General features: G+C 66.7%; 22 protein-coding genes. 12 read left to right on the plus strand and 10 right to left on the minus strand.

The features are described from left to right. Positions 1-93: 93 nt before the first annotated feature. From RI03_RS25035 to RI03_RS23380, 4 genes are all read left to right on the plus strand, one after another. Positions 94-300 (plus strand): DUF433 domain-containing protein, encoded by a 207-nt coding sequence (locus tag RI03_RS25035; protein ID WP_026046373.1) that lies wholly within the window; start codon positions 94-96, stop codon positions 298-300. Continuing rightward, the gene (locus tag RI03_RS02025) at positions 297-593 is read left to right on the plus strand and encodes a nucleotidyltransferase family protein (protein WP_010214824.1); all 297 of its coding nucleotides are present in this window, start codon (positions 297-299) and stop codon (positions 591-593) included. The genes RI03_RS25035 and RI03_RS02025 overlap by 4 nt, the downstream gene beginning before the upstream one ends. A 308-nt stretch (positions 594-901) precedes the next feature. Beyond that, positions 902-1,354: a DnaJ domain-containing protein gene (locus RI03_RS22505; protein WP_170318330.1), complete on the plus strand. Its 453-nt coding sequence runs from the start codon at positions 902-904 to the stop codon at positions 1,352-1,354. Positions 1,355-1,381: 27 nt separating this feature from the next. Beyond that, positions 1,382-2,281 (plus strand): hypothetical protein, encoded by a 900-nt coding sequence (locus RI03_RS23380; RefSeq protein ID WP_138995582.1) that lies wholly within the window; start codon positions 1,382-1,384, stop codon positions 2,279-2,281. Between the two features lie 59 nt (positions 2,282-2,340). Here RI03_RS23380 and uvrA read toward each other — a convergent pair whose 3' ends face one another. Together uvrA and RI03_RS02035 are read right to left on the minus strand one after the other, a co-directional pair. Continuing rightward, positions 2,341-5,229, minus strand: a complete 2,889-nt coding sequence (uvrA, locus tag RI03_RS02030; protein WP_010214826.1) for an excinuclease ABC subunit UvrA — start codon at positions 5,227-5,229, stop codon at positions 2,341-2,343. A 107-nt stretch (positions 5,230-5,336) separates the two neighbouring features. Beyond that, positions 5,337-5,972, minus strand: coding sequence for a trimeric intracellular cation channel family protein (locus tag RI03_RS02035; RefSeq protein ID WP_010161159.1), 636 nt, complete (start codon positions 5,970-5,972; stop codon positions 5,337-5,339). A 122-nt stretch (positions 5,973-6,094) separates the two neighbouring features. On the opposite strand from RI03_RS02035, the gene RI03_RS02040 reads away from it, so the two are divergent. Next, entirely contained in the window at positions 6,095-8,482 is a 2,388-nt protein-coding gene (locus tag RI03_RS02040; protein WP_010214829.1) for a phosphoketolase family protein, read from the plus strand. Further along, entirely contained in the window at positions 8,479-9,483 is a 1,005-nt protein-coding gene (locus RI03_RS02045) for an acetate/propionate family kinase (RefSeq protein ID WP_010214832.1), read from the plus strand. Before RI03_RS02040 ends, RI03_RS02045 begins: the two co-directional genes overlap by 4 nt. Positions 9,484-9,510: 27 nt before the next feature. Here RI03_RS02045 and RI03_RS02050 read toward each other — a convergent pair whose 3' ends face one another. From RI03_RS02050 to RI03_RS23385, 5 genes are all read right to left on the minus strand, one after another. Continuing rightward, positions 9,511-10,605, minus strand: coding sequence for an Acg family FMN-binding oxidoreductase (locus tag RI03_RS02050; RefSeq protein ID WP_010214835.1), 1,095 nt, complete (start codon positions 10,603-10,605; stop codon positions 9,511-9,513). 15 nt (positions 10,606-10,620) lie between these two features. Beyond that, entirely contained in the window at positions 10,621-11,439 is an 819-nt protein-coding gene (locus RI03_RS02055) for a universal stress protein (protein ID WP_238542197.1), read from the minus strand. A 130-nt stretch (positions 11,440-11,569) separates the two neighbouring features. Then, positions 11,570-13,555, minus strand: coding sequence for a putative bifunctional diguanylate cyclase/phosphodiesterase (locus RI03_RS02060; RefSeq protein WP_010214838.1), 1,986 nt, complete (start codon positions 13,553-13,555; stop codon positions 11,570-11,572). Positions 13,556-13,957: 402 nt separating this feature from the next. After that, complete coding sequence (locus RI03_RS02065; protein ID WP_010214840.1) at positions 13,958-14,638, minus strand: flagellar hook assembly protein FlgD; 681 nt, start codon at positions 14,636-14,638, stop codon at positions 13,958-13,960. Positions 14,639-14,649: 11 nt separating this feature from the next. Beyond that, a complete protein-coding gene (locus RI03_RS23385; RefSeq protein ID WP_170318331.1) occupies positions 14,650-15,762 on the minus strand; it encodes a flagellar hook-length control protein FliK in 1,113 nt (370 codons plus the stop codon). A 530-nt stretch (positions 15,763-16,292) separates the two neighbouring features. Between RI03_RS23385 and RI03_RS02080 the strand changes: the two genes are divergently transcribed. After that, a complete protein-coding gene (locus tag RI03_RS02080; RefSeq protein WP_010214843.1) occupies positions 16,293-16,907 on the plus strand; it encodes a peptidylprolyl isomerase in 615 nt (204 codons plus the stop codon). A 29-nt stretch (positions 16,908-16,936) separates the two neighbouring features. On the opposite strand, the gene RI03_RS02085 is transcribed toward RI03_RS02080, so the two are convergent. From RI03_RS02085 to RI03_RS02095, 3 genes are read right to left on the minus strand one after another with little or no spacing between them, the layout of a single operon-like run. Continuing rightward, entirely contained in the window at positions 16,937-17,218 is a 282-nt protein-coding gene (locus RI03_RS02085) for a SemiSWEET family transporter (RefSeq protein ID WP_010214845.1), read from the minus strand. 51 nt (positions 17,219-17,269) lie between these two features. Beyond that, entirely contained in the window at positions 17,270-18,910 is a 1,641-nt protein-coding gene (locus RI03_RS02090; RefSeq protein WP_010214846.1) for an NAD(P)/FAD-dependent oxidoreductase, read from the minus strand. A 50-nt stretch (positions 18,911-18,960) separates the two neighbouring features. Further along, positions 18,961-19,161, minus strand: coding sequence for a hypothetical protein (locus RI03_RS02095; RefSeq protein ID WP_010214848.1), 201 nt, complete (start codon positions 19,159-19,161; stop codon positions 18,961-18,963). A gap of 152 nt (positions 19,162-19,313) precedes the next feature. Between RI03_RS02095 and RI03_RS02100 the strand changes: the two genes are divergently transcribed. The 5 genes from RI03_RS02100 to RI03_RS02120 are packed head-to-tail and all read left to right on the plus strand — an operon-like array spanning position 19,314 to position 25,087. Then, positions 19,314-20,915 (plus strand): putative bifunctional diguanylate cyclase/phosphodiesterase, encoded by a 1,602-nt coding sequence (locus tag RI03_RS02100; RefSeq protein ID WP_010214850.1) that lies wholly within the window; start codon positions 19,314-19,316, stop codon positions 20,913-20,915. Next, a complete protein-coding gene (locus RI03_RS02105) occupies positions 20,915-21,646 on the plus strand; it encodes a LysM peptidoglycan-binding domain-containing protein (protein WP_010214851.1) in 732 nt (243 codons plus the stop codon). Before RI03_RS02100 ends, RI03_RS02105 begins: the two co-directional genes overlap by 1 nt. Continuing rightward, on the plus strand, positions 21,643-23,316 hold the full coding sequence (locus RI03_RS02110; protein ID WP_010214853.1) for a serine/threonine-protein kinase: 1,674 nt from the start codon (positions 21,643-21,645) through the stop codon (positions 23,314-23,316). The genes RI03_RS02105 and RI03_RS02110 overlap by 4 nt, the downstream gene beginning before the upstream one ends. Positions 23,317-23,330: 14 nt before the next feature. After that, positions 23,331-24,353 carry a type VI secretion system-associated FHA domain protein gene (locus RI03_RS02115; RefSeq protein WP_010214855.1) on the plus strand — a complete coding sequence of 341 codons (1,023 nt, stop codon included), beginning with the start codon at positions 23,331-23,333 and terminating at the stop codon, positions 24,351-24,353. Then, positions 24,350-25,087: a PP2C family protein-serine/threonine phosphatase gene (locus RI03_RS02120; RefSeq protein WP_010214858.1), complete on the plus strand. Its 738-nt coding sequence runs from the start codon at positions 24,350-24,352 to the stop codon at positions 25,085-25,087. The genes RI03_RS02115 and RI03_RS02120 overlap by 4 nt, the downstream gene beginning before the upstream one ends. Positions 25,088-25,105: the final 18 nt, after the last annotated feature.

The raw sequence follows: 25,105 nt of genomic DNA on the forward strand, positions 1-25,105 counted from the left end.
GGGCCTGTAGGACAGCGGGGCGCACGATCGCTGTTGCGGGGAAGGGGCGTCGGCGATCTTGACCGTCCGGCGTTATGATCGCACCCTTGGCGGATGAAGCTACCCGGCTTTCCCCGTATCATCGTGGACCCTGCCCCTTGCGGCGGGCGACCCATCATCGCGGGAACGCGCGTGCGCGGGACCGATGTGCTCGAAATGCTCGCGGGTGGCGTGGGCACGGCGGAGGTCCTCGAGGATTTCCACTATCTGGTCAAGGCGGACGTCCGGGCCGCGCTGTCCTGCTCGGCGAACCAGCCATGAACCGCGCGACGATCATCAGCCGGGTGAAGCGCAACGAGGCCGGGCTGACCGCCCTGGGGGTGCAGCATGTCTCGCTGCTCGGATCGGTCGCGCGGGACGAGGCGTCCGAGGCGTCCGATGTCGATCTGGCGGTGACCCTGGATGCGGCGGCAGGGTTCGACCTGTTTCGCTTCGCTGCGTTGGGCGAGCAGGTGTCGCGGATGCTCGACGCGAAGGTCGATCTGGTCGTCGAGCCTGCGCGCTCGGCAAGGATGCAGGCCGAGATCGATCGGGACCGGGTGCTTGTCTACTGAGCGCGAGGCGCTGGCCCGCTCCTCACCCTGCTCCTCTTAGCCCTTCCCCGGCGCAGGCCGGGGCCCAGTCGCGCAGGGTTCGGAAGTCGGGCGCTGTGCAATGCCCCAATCGTTCCTCGACTGGGCCCCGGCCTGCGCCGGGGAAGCGTCAACGTCGGAAAGCGGATGGCGATCGTGTCGCCGACGCGGCGGGGCGGTTATCCACGCGGCGCAGGGTTATCTCGGCCCAAGGGTGATAGCTTGACTGTCCGTAACAATATCTAGCAATGGCCGTTTTTAGCTCGAATACGGGGGTGACGAGCATGGTTATGGATAGAAGCGGATATTATGCTGCGTTAGGATTAAACCATACAGCATCTGCAGATGAAATAAGAGCAGCCTTTCGTCACTTGGAAAAGCGCAGCCATCCGGATGTTAATTCGAAAACGGATGGAGGGGATAATTTCAGAAAAATATCTGAAGCGTACAATGTCTTACGTGATTTCCAAAAGCGAGCGCATTATGATCGTCAAAACGTAAATGTTGAGCAAAACTTTGATAAAAATAGCGAAAATCCGAAGCCAAACGCTAAAAGCCTTAAGCCATCAAAATGCGAAGTATGTTGCCAAATCACGGCTCAACCAAGGCATATAACATTCTGGAAAGTTTCTAGTTTTATCCTAGTAACTAAAAGAACTCCTATTCAGAAAGTATTTTGTTATTCTTGCGCGGAAAAGGAAAGTCTGCGTGCATGTCTATATACCGCCGCGTTAGGGTGGTGAGGTCTGCCGTGGGGCCCAATTCTAACCGTGGTTGAGGGAGTAAAAGATGCCTTCGGAGGGCATTATGACCGTAAAGTGGAAGATACGCTTCTCTGGCATAACGCTCAAGCATTTGCTGCAATTGGAAGTATTGCTATTTCGTACGGCTTAACAGAACGGCTAGCCAAATCACCAAACGAGGCGGTTCGCTCTGATGCGATTAATCTAGCGAGCGTACTGATGGCGGCAGGATTCAAGCCATCTGTCAAACTCAAGAACCCTTGGGTGCTAAAACCTTCAGCGATTAGCCTAAAGCTGGGGGCGTTATCTGTTGTTCCTGCAATTCTGACCCTAACATTCTTTATATACAACAAAGATATTCATAGCAGTAGCAGCCTACCGATTACTTCATCGTCAGCCCCACTTTACAGTGCTTTGCCCACCGAGGTTGTTCCACCATCGTTAGGAACAACTAAAGACACCTCCGTTGCTATGGTGCCGAAGCCCGCGCAATTGTGTAAAAGAATGCCACAAAATGGTAAAATTCTGATTGGGGCTAGTCGCCTGCGCCGTAAAGGTCACACTTTGACTATTGATAATGGTTCCGGTGGTGGCGCTATCGTGAACGTGCGAAACGCGCTCTCCGGTAAACTCTTTGCTTCAATGTTCATAGGCAAGAACGATCAGGCGGTAATGCTTGGTATACCAGATGGGCGATTTAGAATTCAGTACGCACTTGGGGGCGACCTTGCAAAAAGCTGCAAATCGTTTGTTGAACTATCTGCGGCGGGGGAGTTTCCTGACCAAGAACAGCTGCAAACGATCACAGAAAGCAATTATCTCGAAACGATTATAAAGAGAATGCATATATCATACACTCTTTACACCGTTCCCGCTGGTAACGTTCAACCGTTATCAATCAATGAAAACGAATTTGATGCTCCATAATCAGCTAAAGCCTTATCGATGTTCCATTTCAGATATAAATTGACACATGCCGCAAATAATTATGAGCGTACTTTCCCCAACAACGGCGCCAGATACTTCCCAGTAAAGCTCCCCTTAGCCTTAGCCACAACCTCCGGCGTCCCCTGCGCGACGATCTCGCCGCCCTTGACCCCGCCCTCAGGCCCAAGATCCAGCACCCAGTCCGCGGTCTTGATCACGTCGAGATTGTGCTCGATCACGACGACCGTATTCCCCTGCTCGACCAACTGGTGGAGCACTTCGAGGAGCTTGCGCACGTCCTCGAAATGCAGCCCCGTCGTCGGTTCGTCGAGGATGTACAGCGTCTGCCCCGTCGCGCGGCGCGACAGTTCCTTGGCGAGCTTGACGCGCTGCGCCTCGCCGCCCGACAGCGTCGTCGCCTGCTGGCCGACCTTGACGTAGCCGAGGCCCACTTCCTCGAGCATCGCCATCTTGTCGCGGATCGGCGGGACCGCCTTGAAGAAGTCGACCGCATCCTCGACCGTCATGTCGAGCACGTCGGCGATGCTCTTGCCCTTGAACTTCACCTCGAGCGTCTCGCGATTGTAGCGTTCGCCGTGGCAGACGTCGCACGTCACATAGACGTCGGGGAGGAAGTGCATCTCGATCTTGAGCAGCCCGTCGCCCTGGCACGCCTCGCAGCGCCCGCCCTTGACGTTGAAGCTGAACCGCCCGGGCTTGTAGCCGCGCGCGAGCGATTCCGGGAGCCCGGCGAACCAGTCGCGGATCTGGGTGAAGCTGCCGGTATAGGTCGCGGGGTTGGAGCGCGGGGTGCGGCCGATCGGCGACTGGTCGATGTCGATGACCTTGTCGAGATATTGCAAGCCCGTGATCTTGTCGTGCTTGCCCTGGACGATCCGCGCGCCGTTCAAGGTGCGCGATGCGGCGGCGAACAGCGTGTCGATCGTGAAGCTCGACTTGCCGCTGCCGCTGACCCCGGTGATGCAGGTGAAGGTTCCGAGCGGGAGGCTTGCCGTGACGCCCTTGAGGTTGTTGGCGGTGGCGTTGTGGACGGTGATCTTCTTGCCATTGCCCTTGCGGCGGGTCTTGGGCACCGCGACCTCGCGCCGGCCCGACAGATAATCCGCGGTGATGCTGTTCTCGTTGGCGAGGACTTCCTCGAACGTGCCTTGCGCGACGATATGCCCGCCGCGCACGCCCGCGCCCGGCCCCATGTCGATCACATAATCGGCGGTGCGGATCGCATCCTCGTCATGCTCGACCACCAGCACGGTGTTGCCGAGATCGCGCAGGCGGCGCAGCGTCTTGAGCAGCATGTCGTTGTCGCGCTGGTGAAGCCCGATCGACGGCTCATCGAGCACGTAGAGCACGCCCGACAGCCCGCTGCCGATCTGCGACGCGAGGCGGATGCGCTGTGACTCGCCGCCCGACAGCGTGCCCGAGGTGCGATCGAGGTTGAGATAGTCGAGCCCGACGTTGTTGAGGAAGCCGAGGCGCTCGAGGATTTCCTTGAGAATCCGCTCGGCGATCGCGCGCTGCTGGTCGCTGAGCGAGGCGGGGACCTGCTCGAACCATGTGAGCGCATCGACGACCGACAGGCGCGTGACGCTCGAGATGTCGCGCATCCCGATCTTGACCGCGAGCGCCTCGGGCTTGAGGCGGCCGCCGTGGCAGACCTCGCACGGGGCGGCGCTCTGGTACTTGTTCAGTTCCTCGCGCATCCACGCGCTCTCGGTCGAGAGCATGCGGCGGTTGAGGTTGCCGATGACGCCTTCGAACGGCTTCTTGACGTCGTACGACTTCTTGCCGTCGATGAAGGTCAGCGTGACGGGCTTGCCCTTGGTGCCGTGCAGGATCGTGCGCTGCGCCTCGTCCGGCAGGTCTTCCCAGGGGGTTTCGAGGCTGAAGTCGAATTCGCGCGCGAGGCTGCCGAGGACCTGCATGTAATAGGGCGACGGGGGGTTGGACTTGGCCCAGGGGACGACGGCGCCCTTCTTGATGCTGAGCGCATGGTTGGGGACGACGAGATCCTCGTCGAACAGCAGTTTCTCGCCGAGCCCGTCGCACGCGGGGCAGGCGCCCTGGGGGGCGTTGAACGAGAACAGCCGCGGTTCGATCTCGGCGATCGTGAAGCCCGAGATCGGGCAGGCGAACTTCTCGCTGAACACGATGCGGCCGGGGGGCGCGTTGTCGCCGAGCACTTCCTGCTTGGGGGTATGGACCTCGACCGGATCGGCGGGGTCGACATAAGCGAGCCCGTCGGCGAGCTTCAGCGCGGCCTCGAAGCTTTCGGCGAGGCGCGTCGAGATGTCGGGACCGATGACGAGGCGGTCGACCACGACCTCGAGGTCGTGCTTGAACTTCTTGTCGATCGCGGGGGCTTCGTCGATCTCGTAAATCTCGCCGTCGATGCGGACGCGGGTGAAGCCCGCTTTCTGCCATTCGAGCAGCTCCTTCTTATACTCGCCCTTGCGCCCGCGTACGACGGGGGCGAGCAGATAGAGCCGCGTTCCTTCTGGGAGCGCCATCACGCGGTCGACCATCTGGCTGACGGTTTGCGCGGCGATCGGCTCGCCGGTCGCGGGGGAATAGGGGATGCCGACGCGCGCCCACAGCAGGCGCATGTAATCGTAGATCTCGGTGACGGTCGCGACGGTCGAGCGCGGGTTGCGGCTGGTGGTCTTCTGCTCGATGCTGATCGCAGGCGACAGGCCCTCGATATGATCGACGTCGGGCTTCTGCATCAGTTCGAGGAACTGGCGGGCGTAGGCGCTGAGCGATTCGACGTAGCGGCGCTGGCCCTCGGCGTAGATCGTGTCGAACGCGAGGCTCGACTTGCCGCTCCCCGACAGGCCGGTGATGACCGTCAGCGTATCGCGCGGGATATCGACCGACACGTCCTTGAGATTGTGCTCGCGCGCGCCGCGCACGGAAATATGAGTCAGCATAAGAGCGAGTTCTACTTCTGTTCTGATGGAAGCGCCAGATAGGGAAATAGGTAAGCGCGCGGCCGGTTACGAGGGTTCCCTTGTCCCTCCGCCCGGACGATCGGGGTTTATTCGCGGGCCTTGCCGTAGGCGGGCAACGCCAGTTTGAACTGGATCGCCGCGGCCCGCAGCGCGAAGCCGCACGCCGCCGCGACGGGCGCGGCGAGGTTGGGGGAGACCCCGAGCGTCACCAGCACCACATATGATCCCGCCGCCAACGCCGCTGCCGTCACATACAATTCCGGCCGCATCAGGATCGACGGTTCGCCCGCAAGGACGTCGCGGATGATCCCGCCGACGCACGCCGTCACCACGCCCATCAAGGCGGCGGGCACCGGTGGAATGCCGAACGCGAGCGCCTTCGCCGCGCCGAACACCGCATAGGCCGCCAGCCCGACCGCATCGAGCCAGTCGAGCGCGGTGCCCTTCCACCAGCGTTGCGGGGTCGTCCACACCAGCACCGCGACCGCGAGGCACGTCCCCGCGACGAGCCGGTCGTGCACCCAGAACACCGGCGCGCCGATCAGCAGGTCGCGCACCGATCCGCCGCCGGTCCCGGTAATGAGCGCGAAGAAGGTCGCGGTGACGAGCGTCTGCCGGTGCCGGATCGCGGCGAGCGCGCCGGTGATCGCGAAGACGGCGATCCCGAACAGGTCGAGCCACGGCAGCACGGAGCCGAATTGCCAGGGGAATTGCGCGGGCATTTCCAGTCCCTAGGGCAGCGCGTGCACGAAGGGAATGCGCGGCGCGGCTACGTACTTTCCTCAAGTGACGCCGCGTCGCGGAAGCGCGCATGGCATCGGGACAGCCATCGACAGGAACCCGTATGACCGATCCCATCGCTCCGGTCCCGTCGGCCGATGCGCCGTTGTCACCCGATCTGCTGCGCCGGATGCACGGCTATTGGCGCGCCGCGAACTACCTATCGGTCGGGCAGATCTACCTGCGCGCGAATCCGTTGCTCGACACGCCGCTTACGCTCGCTGACGTGAAGACGCGGCTGCTCGGGCATTGGGGGACCACGCCGGGGCTCAACCTGCTCTACGTCCATCTCAACCGCGTGATCGTGGAGCGCGATCTCGACATGATCCTGATCGTCGGCCCCGGACACGGCGGCCCCGGGATCGTCGCCAATACCTATCTCGAAGGCTCGTACACCGAGCGCTATCCCGCGATCGAGCGGAGCCGTGGCGGGATGGACCGGTTGTTCCGCCAATTCTCCTGGCCGGGCGGCATTCCGAGCCATGTCGCGCCCGAGACGCCGGGGTCGATCCACGAAGGCGGCGAGCTCGGCTATTCGCTCGCGCACGCTTATGGCGCGGCGTTCGATAATCCGGACCTGATCGTCGCCTGCGTCGTCGGCGACGGCGAGGCGGAGACGGGCGCGCTGGCGACGAGCTGGCACAGCAACAAGTTCCTCAATCCCGCGCGCGATGGTGCGGTGCTGCCGATCCTCCATCTCAACGGCTTCAAGATCGCCAACCCGACCGTGCTCGCACGGATCGGGCGCGACGAGCTGACCGATCTGCTGCACGGCTATGGCCACGAACCGTGGTTCGTCGAGGGCGATGACCCCGAGACGGTCCACCAGTTGCTCGCCGCCACGCTGGATGCGGTGCTGGCGCGGATCGCGGAGATCCAGCGGATCGCGCGCAGCGGAGCGGACGACGCCGGGCGTCCGCGCTGGCCGATGATCGTGCTCAAGACGCCCAAGGGCTGGACCGGGCCGAAGGAGGTCGACGGCAAGCCGGTCGAGGGAACCTGGCGCGCGCATCAGGTGCCGATCGCGGATTTCAAGAATCCCGAGCATCTCGTCCAGCTCGACACGTGGCTGCAAAGCTATGACGCGCACGCGCTGTTCGACGCGAACGGCAAGTTCCGCGAGGAGTACGCCTCGCTCGCGCCGACCGGGCATCGCCGGATGGGGTCGAACCCGCACGCCAATGGCGGCGAGCTGCTCGTTCCGCTCGCGCTTCCCGATTTCCGCGCGTCCGCGGTCGCGGTGCCCGCGCCGGGCGCGGTGACCGCGGCGGCGACCGCGGTGCTCGGCGGGTATCTGCGCGACGTGATGGCGCTCAACCTGACGTCGACCAACTTCCGCCTGTTCGGCCCGGACGAGACCGCATCGAACCGCCTGCAGGCGGTCTATGAGGTGTCGGGCAAGGCGTGGATGGCGGAGATCGAGCCGGTCGACACCAATCTCGACCGCGACGGGCGGGTGATGGAGGTGCTGAGCGAACATCTCTGTCAGGGGTGGCTCGAGGGGTATCTGCTGACCGGGCGGCACGGGCTGTTCAGTTGCTATGAAGCGTTCGTCCACATCGTCGATTCAATGGTCAACCAGCATGCCAAATGGCTCAAGGTCTCGTCGCGGATCGCGTGGCGGCGGCCAATCGCCTCGCTCAATTACCTGCTGACCTCGCATGTCTGGCGGCAGGACCATAATGGCCTGTCGCACCAGGACCCCGGCTTCCTCGACCATGTCGCGAACAAGACCGCGAGCGTCGCGCGGATCTATCTGCCGCCCGACGCGAACTGCCTGTTGTCGGTGGCGGATCACTGCCTGCGCAGCCGGCAGTATGTGAACGTGATCGTCGCGGGGAAGCAGCCCGAGGCGCAGTGGCTCGGGATCGACGCGGCGGTGCGGCATTGCACCGCAGGCGCGGGGATCTGGGAGTGGGCGAGCGACCCTGATGCAACGCCCGACGTGGTGATGGCGTGCGCGGGCGACGTGCCGACGCTCGAGACGCTCGCGGCGGTGCAGTTGCTCCGCGAATATATCCCCGACATTCGTATCCGGGTGGTCAACGTGGTCGACCTGATGGTGCTCCAGCCGCAATCGGAGCATCCGCACGGTCTCGACGACCGCGCCTTTACCGCGCTGTTCACTGCCGACGTCCCAGTGATCTTCGCGTTCCACGGCTATCCCGCGCTGATCCACCGGCTCGCGTATCGCCAGCCCAACCACACCAATTTCCATGTCCGCGGGTTCAAGGAGGAAGGCACCACCACCACCCCGTTCGACATGGTCGTGCTCAACGATCTCGACCGCTTCCGGCTCGCGCTCGACGCGATCGTCCGGATTCCGCGGTTGCGCGACCGGGTTGAGGCCGAGACGCAGCGCTATTGGGCGACGATGGAGCGCCACAAGCTCTACATCGCCGAGCATGGCGAAGACCTGCCCGAGATCCGCGACTGGCGCTGGTCGCGGTGACGCACACGATCCTGACGCTCAACGGCGGGTCGTCCTCGGTCAAATACGGGGTCTATGTCCAGAAGGGCAACGCGGTACGCGAGACCGCCTCGGGCGACGTCGAGCATGCCGGCGCGGACACCGCGCTGTTCGAGACGATCGGCGCGATCGTGCCCGATGCGATCGGCCACCGGATCGTCCACGGCGGGGCGGCGCTGTTCGCGCCGGTGGTGATCGATCCCGCCGTGATCGCGCAATTGCGCCACGCGGCGGCGTTCGCGCCGCTCCACGGCCCCGCCGCGCTCGCGATGATCGCGCTGGCGCAGGCGCGCTTTCCGGACGCGGTGCAGGTGGCGTGTTTCGATACCGGCTTTCACGCGGACATGCCCGCGATCGCCGCGACGCTGCCGATCCCTGCCGCGTTCCGCGCCGACGGGGTGCGGCGCTACGGGTTCCACGGCCTGTCGTGCGAATCGATCCTCGCGCAATTGGGCGAGGCGTTGCCAGACCGGCTGATCATCGCGCACCTCGGCAATGGCGCGAGCGTCACTGCGGTGCGCGGCGGGCGGTCAGTCGATACCAGCATGGGGCTGACCCCGGCGGGCGGGGTCGTGATGGGGACACGCACCGGGGACATCGATCCCGGGGTGTTGCTGTACCTGATGCGCGAACATGGGATGGACGCGGACGCGGTCGAAACGCTGGTCGACCGGCGCTCGGGGTTGCTCGGGCTGTCCGGGCTTTCGGCGGACCTGCGCGTATTGCATGCCGCCGACGCGCCCGCGGCCGCGCTCGCGATCCGTATCTTCTGCCGCTCGGTCGCCAAGCAGATCGCTGGAATGCTGGTGACACTGGGCGGTGCGGACCTGATCGTCTTCACCGGGGGGATCGGCGAGCATGACGCGCTCGTCCGCGATGCCATCCTCGGCGCGTTGCGCTGGGCGGGCGACGTGCCGATGCGGGTCGTGCCGTCGCAGGAGAATGCGCAGATCGCGCGGCATGTCGCCGCGCTGCTTGGCTAAGCCGGACCGGCGGCTGGCGCGCGCCGCTTATGCCAGCACCGCCGCAACCGGCCACCGCGCCGAATAGGGCAACGCCGCGCCGCGCCCGAACCGCAGCACCAGATCAGGCCGCTGTCCCGCCATTCCCACCAGCGCCGCGAGCTCGGGGCGAAGACCCGCCACCTCGACCGGCTGGTTGACGAACGCGCATTTGAGCCCGAGCACGGTCGCCTGCAACGCGAAGCGCTGGCACGCGCGCCCGACCGCGACCCAATGGTCCGGGGTCGCCGCCGCGCCGACGAACACCGCGACGCCGCTCGACGTATCGAGCTGGCGGGCATACCGCGCATGTTCCGACGTGGCGGTCATCATCCGGTCGAACAGCCACGGCCCCGCGAACGACGGTACCGCCGGGCTCCCGCTTGCAACGCTGAACAGCCCGTCGCGCGTCCTCAGCGCATCGTGCGGGTTGAACCGCAGCCACAGCTTGAGTTCGCGCACGAACGCCGCGTCTCCCATCTGCGCGCTGTTGCCCACGATCACGAGATCGCGGACACGCGTGATCGCCGCGCGGTCGGTGATCAGGACCGTCTCGACCCCCGGCACTTCGGCCGCCACCGCGAGCCGGTGGAGGTCGGCCGTCTCGAGCGGGCTGCCGTCATAATCGCCGCGGGTCGACTGGCGCTGCGGGATCGCGGCGAACAGCGCGCTGTCGACGGCGCGACCGGGCCGCAGCGCAAGCTCGATCGCCCCGGTCTCGGCGACCGCGTATCGCGGTTCGCCGACATGACCGGTCGCCGCCGCCGCGAGCGCGAGGTTCTCCACCGCGCAGCCCAGGCTGACCCAGAGGTGATGATCGTCCGGATCGACCACGGGCGTGCGCCGCGTGAAATCGGGGAGGATGCCGATGCCGCCGGGCGTGATGCGGAAGCGCCAGGGTTGCGTATTGTGCCCGTTGGGGGCGAGCGTCGCGAACCGAACGAGCTCGGCGAACCCGGGGTTGGCCGAGAGCGCCGCGCGCGATTCCGCCACCGCGGCGACGTAGCGAGTCATCGACCCCAGCTGATCCACCCCGGCCCAGGTCGCACCACCGACCGCCACCGCCGCCGCACTGCCGCCGATCAGCAGCTGCCGTCGGTTCATCGGGACGCCTTCCGCTCAGTGCGCGAGCAGCGCACAATGGTTTCCCTCGAGCAACAGCGCGCGCGTCACGCCGCCGAACGCCCATTCGGCGAGGCGGTTGTGCCCATAGGCACCGGCGACGATGAGGTCGACCACATGGTCCTCGGCAATCCTGGCGAGCGCCTGGGCGTTGCCCGAAGGTGCGTGCGTGACGATGATGTCGGCGTCGATCCCATGCCGGTGCAGCCACGCGACCACATCGGTGATCTGCGCGCGCGCTGCGTCCAGATCGCTGCCGACTCCGGCCAGGATCACGCGGTCCGCGCGCGCCAGGAATGGCAGCGCATCGCTGGTCGCGCGACGACATTCGGGCGTGTCGTTCCATGCCACCAGTACCGTCTCGAACGCAGCGGACACCGCGCGCGGCGGGATCACCAGCACCGGGCGGCCCGCGTGGATCACCAGTTCGCCGGTATCGGCACGGCGCGACGTGTCGAGCGCGCCGGTCGACAGTCCCGTGATGACGAGATCGGCACAACGTGCCGCGGTCGCGACAACATGCGCGATCGGTTCGAGCGTCGCGATCGCGCGCCATTCCAAAACGTAGGGCTGCAGCGCCGCGCAGGCGCGAAACTCGACACCAGCGGCCGTCAGCGTATCATCGACGATCTGCTGCTCGGCCACCGCGAGCGCGCCTGTGAAATCGCCGTCGACATAACCGATCTGCACGGGCTCGCATGCCGCGATACCGATGACGCGGGCGTCCTGTTGCGCGGCCAGCGCTGCGGTGAGCGCGAGCAGCGCGGCATTGCCGTCGCTCGCGGCGACATGCACCATCATGGTCTTGAACGGCACGTCCGGTCTCCCCTTGCGGGTCGCGCACGGCCCGGCATGATCCACGCTGCCGACGATCGGTTCCGTGGCATGCGGGTGGGGATGACGGCGATGGGCGCGGACGTCTCTACGTAATGCGCACCGCGACCGGTCAGCCGATCCGAACTGCGCTCAGGCTCCGCGGGGCGGGATCGGGCAGTTGCACATGATGGTCGCGCAGCGTCATCAGCAGCGCGTCGATCGGCATCGGGCGGCCGAGCAGATACCCCTGGGCGTAGCGATAGCCGGCCAGCGAGACCTCGATCAACTGGCTCTCCGTCTCGATCCCTTCCATCGTGCAATCGAGCGACAGCGATTGCGCGAGGTTGCGGATCGCCGCGACCATGCTGCGCCCGGTTCCCGTCGCCATGCCGTTGACGAAGGTGCGGTCGATCTTGAGGATGTCGAGCGGCAGTTCCTGGAGCGACCCTAGGCTGGAATAGCCAGTCCCGAAATCGTCGAGCGCGGTCCGTACGCCGACGCTGCGCACGCGCTCGAGCGCCTCGCGCGCGGTGGCCATGTCGGTGACGAGCGATGTCTCGGTGACTTCGAAGATGATCCGCTTGGGAGAGATGTTGGTCGCCAGGATCATCCGGACGATCTCGCGCATCGTCGTACGCGACATCAGGTCCTGCGCGGACAGGTTGAACGACAGCGAGATCGGGTCGGGCAACACCGCCAGGCTTTCGAGCGCACGCGCGAACAGCGTCAGCGTGACCGCGTTGATGATCCCGAGCCGTTCCGCCGCGGCGATCATCGTTTCGGGCGGGACTTCGCCCAAGACCGGCGACTTCCACCGCGCCAGCGCCTCGACGCTGCTCACCGTCATCGTCCGCGTGTCGAAGATCGGCTGGAAATGGACCTCCAGTTCCCGCTCGAGGCAGGCGACCTGAAGCGCCGCCTCGACGCGCTGCTCGACCCGGATCAGCGCCTCCTGTTCGTGCGAGAACACCGCGCAGCCGCCGCGCTGGTGCGCCTTGACGTGGTACAGCGCATAATCCGACCGGTCGAACAGAGCATGCGCGGTGGTTCCCGCCTCGGGGTAGACCGCGATCCCGGCGGAACAGCCGAGCGTGACCTCCAGCCCGTCGATCGCGATCGGGCGGTGGATCGATTCGCACAGGTGGCGGATCGCAGGCTCGGCCTGCTCCGGGGGGCCGTCGTACAGGACGCCGAATTCGTCCCCGCCAAGCCGGGCGACGGTCATCGGCGCGTGCGTATCGGCGGCGAGCCGCGCGCCGATCGCGCCGAGCAGGCGATCGCCGCAGACATGGCCGTAGGTGTCGTTGATCGCCTTGAACCGGTCGAGATCGAGCACGCCGACGCAAAACGGCGCGGGCGGCACGGGTGACGCGGCACCCTGGCGCGACGCCAGCAACGTTTCGAGCGCGCCGAAGAAATAGCGGCGGTTGGGCAGGCCGGTCAGCGAATCGGTATGCGCAAGCGCGCGATTCTCGTCGCTCAGCCGTTGCGCCTGCTGGCGTTCCGCGACCAGCGCATTGCGCGATGCCACCAGGTTTTCGAAGATCTGATGCGCGTCTCTCAGCACGATCAGAAAAACCGCCGTGACGAGCGCGATGTTGAGCGCGACCGCGGTGAAGACGGTGTTGCCGTTGAGCGCGGAGTACAGGAGGAAGGGGACGTTCACGAGCACCCCGACCGCGGTTGCCGCGGCGGGAAGGTGAGTCAGGCAAAACAGACAACCCAGCACCGTCGTCCCGATGAAGACGACGACGTGCCCCTGTTGGTACGGCCCGCCATAGCGCGCGAGACACAAGGCCCAGGTAACGAAGGCGATCGCGAAGAAAGCGCCGAGCACTGTGGTCTGGCGGATTTTCCGCGCCGCGCCCGCTTCCGTCAGCATGGCCGCACCCGGAGGAAGAACCCAGGCAATGACCCGCCAGAGCGCAAGCAGGACCAGCATCGCCGGGATAGCATGCGTAAGAATCCGCGGGGCGTAGCCGATGTGGCTGTAAGCAAGCGCAGCCGCGTTGATCGACAGCAAGGCGTACATCCACGGAGCCTGCCGCCGGAAGTGCAGGATCTTGGCGACGACCAGCGGCTGATCATTTTTCGGGATGGTTCGAGAAAACGGCATTGCTTATACCCCAAGCAGGCCTCTGCCTATGATCTGTCTCGTTAATTTATTGTTTAAACACTATACCCCATACCAATACGTTATGTCGTTAATTGGGATGATCGTTGAAACCATTTCGGATTTTACAAAAAGGCCCGTGCCCCACCAGCCAGCAGTCATGTTCTTGGTGACGCGCCGCAACACGATGGACTTTTCAATTTCCTGCGGCGTTATTTCATCCGGTATGGATGTAATATAAAGATTACCGTCACATCTCTAAATTATATGGAGTGACAATTGGTAAACATAAGCGCCGTATAGCCTCAATCGAAGGTGTATGGCAGTTTTTCGGTATAATTAATTCTACGAAACAGCGTCAGTAGTATCTCAAAATTTGGCAGAGAAGCATCAATATCTGAATTGCTACTGGTTCGCCATATTGCTTCCGAGCTGAAGCAAGCTTGCGGCGCCATATCTTTGTCCGTTTGCCAGCAATGTCAGTTGCCCTTGATCGACCGAGACTTCGGCGACCATGCCCTGCGCGGCGATCTTGGCGGGGACGGTCGATCCGCCCGCATCGACCGCGGCAAGCGACAGCGTGTAGGTTCCGGGAGCAGCGCGTTTGCCCTGATCGTCGGTCCCGTCCCAGTCGAAGCGGCCGCCTGCCGGATCGACCGCGCGTGTCGTGACCGTGTTGCCCGCGGCGTCGCTGACGGTCGCGACGAGCGACTGCGCGGGGCGGTCGAGCGTGTAGCGCCAACTGCTGCCACCGGTCGGCTGAAGTCCGGCGATGCTGCTGTCGAAGCTGGCGGTCTTGCCGATCAGCGCGGCGGCGTTCGACAGGTCGTTGGACGACAGTTTGGCGAGGATGTTCTTCAGCGATTGGTTCTGCTGGATCGACTGCTCGACCTGCGAGAATTGGACGAGCTGCTGCGTGTATTCGGAGGTATCCATCGGCTTGAGCGGATCCTGGTTCTGCATCTGCGTCGTCAGCAGCTTGAGGAAGGTGTTCGAGTCGCTGCTCAGTTTCGCCAGCGCGCCGGACGTGGCGGACGCCGGAGCGACGGCGGAAGCGGCCGTGGCGGGGGCGGTGATCGAGGTCATGCGGGTGGTCCTCAGGCAACGAGATTGATGCGGCCGCTGGCGTGCAACGTGCCGGGCTTAGGGGTTTGCGGTCCGGATGGGGGGTCGTCCGCGGTGTCGACCGGGTTCCGGGCGGGAGCCGGGAATGTCCCGCCCCGCCCGCCGCCGCCCGAGCGCGTATCGAAGCTGAAGCTGCCGACGTCGGCTTGGACTCCGGCCTGCGACAGGGTCTGCGCGAGCATCGCGGAGTCGCGGCGCAACAGGTCGAGCGCGGCCGGCTGATCCGCGGCGATCGCGGCGAGGAGCTTGCCCGCAGGATCGATCTGCAGCCGCACCTCGACTCGCCCCAGTTCGACCGGGTCGAGCCGGATCGTGACGGTGCTCGCACCGCCGCGATCGACGTGGCGCGCGATCGCGAGCCCGACATCCCGCCCGATCATCGCCGCGCGCGCCGATCCCGCATCGATCGCGCGCTGCCCGGCAGGAACGGCGCGGGCGGCGGTGGCGGGCTGCTGGGACAAGAGCGGTGCGGGCGGCAGCGCGGCATTGGGTAACGGCGTTTCGACCGCATGCCGCGTTTCATCCGGGAGCGGTGCCGGAAGGACCGCTGGCCCGGATGTAGCGGAGGCGTCTGCCGCAGCCGTCGCGGGGGGCGTCGGCGTTTCGGCAAGGCTCGGCCCGTTCGCGGTGGTTGATGCCCCTTTCGCGGACCCTGTGCCATTGGCCGCCGGCGCTTCGGAAGAGGCCGTGGCGCTCAACTGGCTGGTTGCGATCGGTGCCTGAGTCGCGACGACCCCCGCCGGCATGACCGGCGGTATGGTAGAAGCGACCGGAGAAAGGGCGGGCACCCCCGCCGCTTGCAACACGGTCGGGTCCCCTGCCGAGACCGCCTTGTCAGGCGTTGCGAAACGGCTCGGGATCCTGGCGAGCGTTCGCGTCGGCGCTGGCGGGGTCGCAGCAAGACGCGCGACCGCGTCCGCCGACCCCGGGGGGGATATCGCGCCGACGGCGCTCGGGAGGCCCGCAGGCGCTGTCGTGGCATCTGGACGGGGTGGGGCCTTCGCGGGCTGCGGACCGGCGCCCGCAGCTTGCACGGGCATCGCGCCGTCCGCCGCGGGCTGCGCCACGACCGTATCGGATGGCATGGGCGTCGACGTGGAGTGACGGGAGTCTGGCCCAAGACGGATCGATGAGGTGTCGGCGGGAAGGGCAGGCGCGGCTGCAACTGGCCCGGGCGTGTTCGGGGTGGGTGCGGGTGCCGGCACAATTCCGGCCAACCCGCTCGCGACGGGGCTTTCGGTTGTGGTTGCGGCGAGGGCGGCCTGAAACCCGTCGCCCCCCACAGGCTCCGCGGCGAGCGGCGTTGCGGTCGGAGCGGACAGGAACGATACGGCGGCAACTGGCGGCACGCGCTTCTCCCATCGGCCAGGCGTTGGATCGTTATAGACGCGCCGCATGCCCGCCGGTCGCAATCGGGGGAGAAGCTAGCGGCTGCTCCGGCGCAACCGCCCTTGCGCAACCGACGCCGCCACGCGCTCGCGCCGCCGTCGGCTCGGCTCGGCTCGGCATGCCACAGGCCCCGTTTGCCGGGGAAATGTTCCGTTTCATCGCGACTGCCCCTAGGGGACGGGACGGGTGATCGGAGAAGCACTGCATGCGGCGTTTACTGGGACTGATGGCGCTTGCGCTGCTGACGGGGGCGGCACCTGCCGAACCGCCGCTGGTGCGGGTGCGGCTGGAGACGTCGGCCGGGCCGATCACGGTCGCGCTCGATACGCGGCATGCGCCCCGGACCGCGACCAACTTCCTCGCCTATGTCGATGACCAGCGGCTCGACGGCACAGCCTTCTTCCGCGCCTCGCGGCGGCCGGGCAAGCCCGGACTCGGCTTCATCGAGGGCGGGATCGGGACCGATGCGCGCCGCCGGCTCGGCACCCTGCCGCTCGAGCCGACCAGCAGGACCGGGCTGCGGCATGTCGACGGCGTGATCTCGATGGCGCGCTACGACGCGCTGGATTCGGGAACCGCCAATTTCTCGCTGATGTCGGGACCGTTCCCCAACATGGACGCGCGTCCGGGCTCGCCCGGTTACGCGGTGTTCGGGCGAGTCGTCGCAGGGATGGACGTCGTCCGCCGGATTCTCGCGATGCCCACCAGTCAGGGCGGCGAGGGGCCGATGAAGGGCGAGACGCTGCGTCGCCCGGTCTCGATCATACGCGCGGTCCGGCTCGACGGCACGCCGCATCCGACCGGGCGGATCAAGGTGTGGCAGCTTCTACCGCGCAAATAACCGCCGCCGTGCCCGGGGTGGTCGCGGGGTCATAACGCCGTCGCGAAGGTGATCGCGCCGAGCACGACACCGGGCGCGTTCGCCAGCGCGACCGGCCAGTCGCGCTGCGGCTTGAGCAGCCCGTAGGCAACCCACAGGGTGCAGTTGACCGCGGTCGCGAGCGGCTGAACCATCGAGCCCTTGTGCCCGGTGAGGTTGAGCTGGATCTGCGAGAGGTACGAGACGTACATCATCACCGCGGTCGCGGTCGCGATCCAGCCGAGGAGCAGGATCGCACGTTCGGCGGTGAAAGGCTTTGCCGCACTGGCCATGCGTAATCTCCATCGATGTTGCAGTGCACAACATAAAAGGACGCGATCGGTTCACTCCGGTAGCGGCACCGCGGTCTGCGTCAGGCTCGCGGCGACCGCTTCGGCGATCTTGATCCCGTCGACCGCTGCCGACAGGATCCCGCCCGCATAGCCTGCCCCCTCGCCCGCCGGATACAGTCCGCGTGTGTTGAGGCTTTGCAGATCGTCGCCGCGCTTGAAGCGGACCGGTGAGGAGGTGCGCGTCTCGACCCCGGTCAGCAGCACGTCGGGGTGGTCGTATCCCGGGATCTGCCGCCCGAACACCGGGAGCGCCTCGCGCATCGCGGTGATCGCGAATTCGGGGAGGCATTCGGACAGGTCGCCCATCGTCACGCCGGGGCGATAGGACGGGACGACTTGCCCCAGCGCGGAAGACGGCTTGCCCTCGAGCAGGTCGCCCAATCGCTGCGCGGGGGCCTTGTAGCTCGATCCGCCCGCGACATAGGCGAGCGATTCCCAGTGCCGCTGGAATGCGATCCCCGCGAGCGGGTCGCCCGGATAGTCGCGTTCGGGGTCGATGCCCACGACCAGCCCCGAATTGGCGTTGCGCTCGTTGCGCGAATATTGGCTCATGCCGTTGGTCGCGACGCGCCCTTCCTCGGAGGTCGCGGCGACGACGGTGCCGCCCGGGCACATGCAGAAACTGTAAACCGTCCGCCCGTTCTTGCAGTGATGCGACAGGCTGTAATCCGCCGCGCCGAGGATCGGGTTGCCAGCACTCGGCCCGAAGCGCGCGGTGTCGATCCACGATTGCGGATGCTCGATCCGCACCCCGAGCGAGAAGGGCTTGGCCTCGACATAGACCCCCGCCTCATGAAGCATCGCGAAGGTATCGCGCGCGCTGTGCCCGATCGCGAGCACGACATGGTCCGCGCGCAGATAGCTGCCGTCGTGGATGTGGAGCCCGCGCACATGCCGCGTGCCGTCGCCGCGCGTCTCGATGTCGATCCCCTCGACGCGCTGCTGGAAGCGATATTCGCCGCCGAGCGCCTCGACGCTTTCGCGCATGCTCTCGACCATCGTGACGAGCCGGAACGTGCCGATGTGCGGATGCGCCTCGGTCAGGATTTCCGCGGGCGCACCCGCCTTGACGAACTCGGTCAGCACCTTGCGGTCGAGGTGTCGCGCATCCTTGATCCGGCTGTAGAGCTTGCCGTCGGAAAAGGTGCCAGCACCCCCCTCGCCGAACTGGACGTTCGATTCGGGGTTGAGCACGCTCTTGCGCCACAGCCCCCAGGTGTCCTTGGTCCGTTCGCGCACGACCTTGCCGCGATCGAGGATGATCGGGCGGAACCCCATCTGCGCGAGGATCAACCCGGCGAACAGCCCGCATGGCCCCGCGCCGATTACGACCGGGCGGATCTCGCTCGGGGTGGCGGGTGCCTGCGCGGTGAACTTGTAGCGCGTGTCGGGGGTGGTGCCGACGGTGCGGTCCTTGCGGAACTTGGCGAGCACGGTCGCCTCGTTCTTCACTGCGACGTCGAGCGAATAAACCAGCAGGATCGCCAGCTTGTCGCGCGCATCATGCGCACGGCGCGCGATCTTGAAGCGGATCAGGTCGCGTGGGCTGATCTTGAGCCGCTTGCAGATCGCAGCGGGGAGCGCCTCATCGGGATGATGGAGCGGAAGGGCCAGTTCGGTAATGCGCAACATCGCCGGCCCTTACCGCGAGATGCGTCCTGATGCCATGACCGGTGCGCGAATCAGCCCTTGGGCGTGACCCACACCGCCACCGGCACCGCGAACTTGCCCGGCGCAGGCTTGCCGACTTCGACGCGGTCGGCGGTGACGAGCTCGCCGGTCTCGAGATTGAAGGACACCCACGGCTTGGGCATCCGGCCGAAAACCATTTTCTGGATGGGCTGGCCGGTGGCCGTGTTCATGATCGTTGCGGTAATGCTCATCTGCGCGGCGATACCGGGCTTGCCGCCTGGCTGTCCAGACCCCGAAAAACACCCGCGGGAACGCCCAAACTCGCGAACAACCCGCTACAAGACGTTGATCGGGACGCATTTCGATTAACCGACTCGTATCCTTTGATGCGGTATCGCGACCTGTGCAGCGTATCGCATCCTTCCGCACGGCCCCGACCGTGATCCTGGTGACCGTCGCGCTTGCGGTGGGAATCCTGGTCGCCGCGTCCTCGGTCGCGCCGCGGACCGCCGCGACCGTCTTGTTCGGCATCACCGCCACGCTGCTGCTCTCCTGGACGTGGCGGTTGCAGCGCACCGTCGCGCGCGCGCTCGATCAGGTGCAGGCGGCAGTGGACAGCGACTCCGCGACGCTCGAGGACGGGATCGCCGCGCTCGGCGACCGGCTGGCGACGGTCGATTACCGCCTGTCGCCCGCGCACCCGGTCAGCGGCCTGCCGATGCGCGAGGCGTTGCTTGCGCAGATGGCGGCGGACCAGCGCGGGATCCTGGGCGCGATCGCGTTCGAAGATTTCGAGCGGTTGACCGCGTTCGACCCCGCGCTCGGCGAGCGCGTGTTCGCGGCGTCGGTCGCGCGGCTGCGCAAGATGGTGCCGCCGACGCGCTTTCTCGCGCAGGTCGATCGCGGGCATGTCGGGCTCTGGTTCGGCGAACAGGTCGCCGAAGCCGAGGCGCGGGCCGAGCTCGACGCGATTTCCTACGCCCTGGGTGAAGCGGTCATCGACGAGGACCGCGAGATCGTCCCGCAAGTGCATCTCCGGCTTGCCACCTTCGATCATGCCGAGGGGCTGAATGCGGGTGCGTTCCTCGCGCGGACGCTCGCCTCCTTCGCGCTGTCGCGCGGGGCGGAGGCGGCGACGGGCGTGACGGTCGATCATGCCGAACTCGCGCGCGATCGCTACGGGCTCGAGCAGGATCTGCGGCAGGCGATCACGCGGCGCGAGATGCGGCTCGAATATCAGCCGTTGATCGATGCGGTCCAGGGGCGGGTGGTCGGTGCGGAGGCACTGTTGCGCTGGACCAGCGCCGATCGCGGCACGGTGTCGCCGACGCGGTTCGTGCCGGTGATGGAAGCGATGGGGCTGGCGAGCGAGATCGGTGCGTGGGTGCTCAATACGGCGGTGCGCGGCGTCGCCGACTGGCAGGCGCAGGGGCTGCGCGACTTGCGAGTCGCGGTCAACGTCTCGGGGTTGCAGCTCGAACGCGACGACCTGCCGATCCTGGTCGAGCGCACGCTCAGGCGCCACCGGGTCTTGCCCGCGGCGCTCGAGATCGAGCTGACCGAAAGCGTCGCGACCAACGATGCCGACCATTGCCGCCGGATCTTCCAGCAATTGCGCAGCATGGGCGTAAAGCTCGCGGTCGACGATTTCGGGACGGGCTATTCGGGGTTCAGTTCGCTCCGCGCGCTCGCGTTCGACAAGATCAAGATCGACCGCGAATTCGTCACCGGGATCGATAGCCGCCGCGACAGCCAGGCGATCTGCCAGAGCATCCTCGCGCTCGGGCGCGGGCTTGGCATCAAGGTGCTGGCCGAAGGGGTCGAGCGGCAGGCCGAATATGCGTGGCTGCGCCGACACGGCTGCCAGCATTTCCAGGGGTATTATTTCAGCCGACCGCTCGATCCCGAGCGGTTCGCAGGGTTCGTCCGCGACACGCGCAGCCTCGGCGCGCTGCTGTCGCTGGGCGATGGGGTTCAGGCACAGGGCGAGAAGGTAAGCGCGTGATGACGATCGGTCGATGGAAGCTGGGGTGTGTCCTCGCCGGAATGGCGACGCTCGCCGCCTGTTCGGGCGGGCCGGCGCGCCCACGCGCGGATACCGCGCCGCCGGTCGCGGTGAGCGCGAGTGCCGAGGCGGACGCGATCTTCGACCTGATGCTGCGCGGCGATACCGCGACCGCGGTCAAGCGCCTCAAGGTGCTGCTCAAGCGCGACCCGATGAACCCGACCGCGCGGCTGCTGCAGGATTCGCTCGATCGCGATCCCGTCGAATTGCTTGGCCCGCAAAACCATCCGTACGCGGTGCAGGCGGGGGACACGATCGTGTCGCTTGCGGATAAATTGCTCGGCAACCGGCTCAAGGCCTACCAGCTCGCGCGCTACAACGCGCTGACCGCGCCGTTTGCGCTGACCGCGGGGCAGAGCCTGAAGATTCCCGGCGAGGCGCCCCGGCCCGAACCGGTCCGTCGCGCCGATCCCGCGCCGAGCCGCGCCGGTCCCCGCGCCAGGCCGACCCCGGCGCGGCCGGTTGCCCCCGCCGCCGCTGCGCTCGCTACCAACCCCGCCGCCGCGCGACCGCTCCGTGCGGCCGGGCTTGCCGCGCTCAACCAGGGGAATGTCGCACGCGCGGTCGCGTTGCTGCGGCGCGCGTCCGCGCTCGACCCGGCGAACCCGATGATCGCACGCGATCGTGCGCGCGCCGAGCGGATCGCGGCGACCGTGAAGGCACGGCGATGAACAGGCTCGGCCGCTACCGGATCGACGATTGCCTCGGCGAAGGCGCGATGGCCGAGGTGTATCGCGCGCATGATCCTGAGATCGACCGGCAGGTCGCGATCAAGGTGCTCAAGCCCGATTTCGCGCGCGACCGCGAGATCGGCGCGCGCTTCCTGCGCGAGGCGCGCGCGGCGGGGGCGCTCTCCCACGCCAACATCGCGACGATCTATGACGTCGGCGAGACCGACGGGGTTGCCTATATCGCGATGGAACTGGTCGACGGCCAGCCGCTCGACGTCGCGCTCCAGGCGCAGGGGCGGATGCCGTACGAACGTGTCCTCGCGATCGGCCAGCAGCTTGCGAGTGCGCTTGCCTATGCGCATCGCGCGGGCGTCGTCCACCGCGACATCAAGCCCTCCAACATCCTGCTGTCGTCGGACGGCAGGACCGCCAAGCTGCTCGATTTCGGCGTCGCGCGGATCGGCGAGCTCGATCCGCTCGCCGCCGATGCGCAGCTCGGCCGGACGCAGGTCGGCCAGCTGATCGGCACGCCGCGCTATATGAGCCCCGAGCAGGCGCTCGGGCTGCCGGTCGATCAGCGCTCCGACCTGTTTTCGCTCGGCGTCGTGCTGTACGAGATGGTGACGGGAAAGGTCGCCTTCCCGGGCACTGCGCTCGCGACGCTCGCGATCCAGATCGCGCAGGAGAAGGTCGAGCCGATCGACCGCAACGTCGGCGATTGCCCACCGGGGCTGCGCTTCGTGATCGACAAGCTGCTCGCGAAGAAGCCCGAACAGCGGTTCGCGACCGGCGAGGCGCTCGAACGCGCGCTCGCGCAGGAGCTTGCGGCGCATGCCGACAAGCCGGTCGGCAGGCGCGGCCTGTCGTTGCGGATCAAGCTGCCGCTCGCGCTGTCACTCGTCACCGCAGCGGCGCTGGTGGCGTGCACGACGACGACCATGGCGCGTGAGCGCGGCACGCTCGAACATATGGCGATCACCTCGGGCGGGTCGATCGCGTCGTTCGTCACCAACAATGCCGCGGTGCTTGCGGCCGAGAATGCCGGACTTGCGGCGGGCGAGCAGGACTGGTCTGCACTCCAGGCGTTCGCGGTCACCGCGAGCCGCGACCCCGCAATCCGTGACCTGATCGTCACCGACAGCGGCGGGACGATCCGTGCGGCAGGCGACGCGAAGCTGGTCGGCCAGCGCTATCGCCCCGCCTCGGGCGAGCCGGTGATGGAACGCGCGGGCGATTCACAGGTCAGCGGCGTCGCGGACAGCGGGCGCGGGGCGGGGATCCGCTTCGTCCACCCGATCGTCTATGCCGGCGCGCGGTTCGGGACGGTCGATCTCGTCGTGCGGCGCACCGGGCTCGACGCTGCGCTTGCGGGCGCGCGTACGTCGCTGCTGCTGTTGAGCGCGGTGGTGATGCTCGCGGTGCTGCTGGTCGGCTATCTCAGCGGCGCGATGGTCGCGCGCCCGCTTGGCCGGCTGCGCAAGGCGCTCGACGATGCGGCGAGCGCGTCGTTCGCACTGCGCATCTCGGACCGGCGTGGCGATGAATTCGGCGCGGTGTTCGAGGCGTTCAACCGCACCGCCGCCGCGATCGAACCGCGCCTGTCGGGCGAGGACGAAGGCGAGGCGGCGATGCTCGCGACGCGCGTCGCCCCCGCCAGACGCGCTGCCTGAAGGGACGCTGCCCGATGTACATGCTGCAACTGTTCGATGCCGCGAACGAACTCCAGCCGATCGACGCGCGGCTGATGCGCGACGGCCTGATCCGGATCGGACGCGACAGCGCGGCGGACTGGACGATCGCCGATCCTGATTGCGAACTGTCGCGGTCGCACTGCGAGCTGGCGGTGGTCGCGGACGAACTGCGGCTGCGCGCGCTCGGCGCGAACGGGGTGTATGACGATACGACCGGCAGGCGCTTTCCCGACGCCACCGACGTCGCGGTGGAGATCCCGTCGACGATCCGCTTCGGGCGGTTTCGCCTCAAGGCAAGCCGCGCGCCGCACGGCGACGATCCGGTCGACGCCGCACGGACGATGGTGCTGACCCCGCCGCTCGGCTCGTCGGTCGCGGTGCCCGACGACTGGAGCGACGGCGCGTCCTTCGCCGGGTTCGGCGGGGAATCGCTGCTCGAGGCGTTTTGTGAGGGGGCCGGGCTCGACGCCTCGCTGCTTTCGAGCGAGGATCCGGCCGAGATCATGCGCCGCGCGGGCGCGGTGTACCGGCAGATGGTGCTCGGCGTCGGCGACCTGATGGCGGAGCGTGACCGCGCGCGCGGCCAGTACAAGCTGTCGCGTACGACGATCGGCGGGGCCAACAACAATCCGTTCAAATGGGCGCCGACGCAGCGGCTCGCGATCGACCTGCTGCTGGCGGGATCGGGCAATTTCCTGTCGGGGCCGGCGGCGCTGCAGGTGTCGTTCCGCGACGTCAAACGCCATCTGATCGCGACCTTCGCGGGGCTCCACGGCAGCCTGCGCGCGGCGATCGACACGTTCGATCCCGTCGCGCTCGACGCGGCGGTCGCGCCGCGCGCGTCGATGCTCAAGAGCCGCACCGCCTTGCAGGCCGAGGAAGTCGCGCGGCGGCATGGCGATCTGACCGGGCAGCTCGACCAGGGCAGCGGCGGGTCGCTCGAGCGCGCGTTCGTCGCGGCCTATGACTCGGCCGAGGCGCAGTCGAACAGCCCGTCGCCCGCGGAGCCGGCATGATGCCCGCCGTAGCCTCGCGCGTTGCGGGTGGCGCGTTCATGGGGCAGTCGGTCGCACGGTCGCACGTCGGGCGAGTCCGTGCGATCAACGAGGATCGCGTGTTCGATTGCCCCGATCATGGCCTGTGGGGGGTCGCCGACGGGATGGGCGGCCACGCCGGCGGGGACATCGCCGCGCAGACGATCGTCACCGCGTTGCGCGCGATGGTGGCGGGCGGGGATGCGCCCGATGCACCAGCGCTGATCGGCGCGATCCACGCCGCCAACGCCGCGATCGTCGCGCGCAACGGCGCGCTCGGGAGTGATGCCGGGTCGACCGTCGTCGCCGCGCAGATCGCGCCCGACGCGACCGCGACGATCGCCTGGGTGGGGGACAGCCGCGCGTATCTGGTGCGCGGCGGGGCGGTACGGCAACTGACGCACGACCATAGTTTCGTGCAGGACCTGATCGACGCGGGCTTGCTCAGCGTCGAGGCGGCGGTGCGACACCCACGCGCGAATGTCGTAACGCGCGCGCTCGGCGTCGCGCTTGCGCTCGACGTGGCGACGGTGGTGGTGAAGTTGCTGCCCGGCGATCTGCTGCTGCTCTGCTCGGACGGCCTGTCGCGCTCGCTGCATGATGGCGATCTGCTGGCGGCCGGGTCGCTCGATGCACTGGCCGATACGCTGATCGCGAACGCACTCGCGCGCGACGGGAGCGACAATACGAGCCTCGTGGCGATCCGGTACGGCTGACAGGATTGCAATCCTCCC

This window comes from Sphingomonas sp. PAMC 26621 (assembly GCF_000251145.1).
GTDB lineage: Bacteria > Pseudomonadota > Alphaproteobacteria > Sphingomonadales > Sphingomonadaceae > Sphingomonas.